Here is a 1,254-nt window from a genome sequence, read left to right as displayed (position 1 = left end):
CAGGGCAACCGCATGAGTGTTTAGTTTTTAACCATTGAAGATATTCCTGCCATCAACACCTTCTCAAGATGCGCTGTTTTCATCCAGCATCGTCGTTGTTTACCAACAATACTGAGTTTCGTTGGTTCTGCTCGGAGCATGTTTAATGACATATGCCGTAAACACGCCAAGTTTGCAGCGGCATTATCTTTATAAATCTGGCAGGCATCTTCCTGCATGCTGACATCGAGCATCCAGTGCATGGATTCTATTCCCCAATGCTCACGCGCAGCGTTAGCAACTTGCTCTTCATCCATTTCTTTTGAACTGATGTAATAACGATGGGAAAGTTGTACTGATTTACCTTTTTCAGCACGGAAGCTTTCAACCATGACGATAGTTTTTAGCCCTTTCCAGCGGGAGAAGTCACCTTCTAGCACGTCGGCATCAAATACATAACTACGTCGAGATTCAATACGACCATGGTGAACGTCAATCTTGAGTTTATCACCCTCTAAGTCGGCTGCACGTTGAGCGCTAAAGGCGCTTTTAACTGCTTTAGCTAGCTTACTTTGATTACCTTTTACTGCCAGAAAGTAATCACCACCTTGAGTCATAATGGCATTCGCTATCTTTGTCTGACAACCCATTGCATCAATAGATACAAGGGCTCCGCGCAGATCGAGCATTTTTAGTAGCTCTGGAATAGCAGTAATTTCGTTACTCTTACTGTCCGTTTTGACCTGACCGAGCACGAGCTTGTTTGCTGACGAATAGGCGCTAACCATATGAATAGTGGCGTTCCGATCTTCGCGGCTATAAGAGCCGCGTAACGTCTTGCCATCAATCGCCACTAACTCACCGTCGGTGAGCTGATGTACAGACTGCATCCACTCGATAAAGCACGCTTGGAACAACTCGGGTTTAATGCTGGAAATGATGCGGGCAATGGTGTCATCGACAGGGATGCCTTCTTCAAACATACCCTGTTCCACAAACCATTCGTGCTGGCCGAGTAAGTATTCACGGATCTCAAACCAGCCTCGGGCTCCAGCAATAACAGAGCACAGTGTTCCGAATAGCACATCGAATAAGGGATAGGTTATTTTAGCACTCTGCCGCGCGTCTTTAACGGGCTGGAAATGGGCTTTAAAGGTCTCGATGTGCATGGATTTCTCCCGAAAAGGGAGCATATGATCATAATCGATAGATCACGTCAACTAGTGAGCGGCTTAATGCCTTAACTGTTCAAAAAACGTTCGTGATCTTGCCCTG

The 1,254-nt window shown here is 45.9% G+C and carries 1 protein-coding gene; it reads right to left on the bottom strand.

The window, feature by feature from the left end:
• Positions 1-20: 20 nt before the first annotated feature.
• A complete protein-coding gene (locus J3U76_RS14335; RefSeq protein WP_208006646.1) occupies positions 21-1,148 on the bottom strand; it encodes an ISAs1 family transposase in 1,128 nt (375 codons plus the stop codon).
• Positions 1,149-1,254: the final 106 nt, after the last annotated feature.

It is taken from the genome of Oceanisphaera pacifica (genome assembly GCF_017498065.1).
Lineage (GTDB): Bacteria > Pseudomonadota > Gammaproteobacteria > Enterobacterales > Aeromonadaceae > Oceanimonas > Oceanimonas pacifica.
This window is presented reverse-complemented; position numbering and strand designations above follow the sequence as displayed.

Excerpts from the sequence above, each read along its gene's own strand:
- J3U76_RS14335 (WP_208006646.1), bottom strand. The coding sequence starts at position 1,148 with ATGCACATCGAGACCTTTAAAGCCCATTTCCAGCCCGTTAAAGACGCG.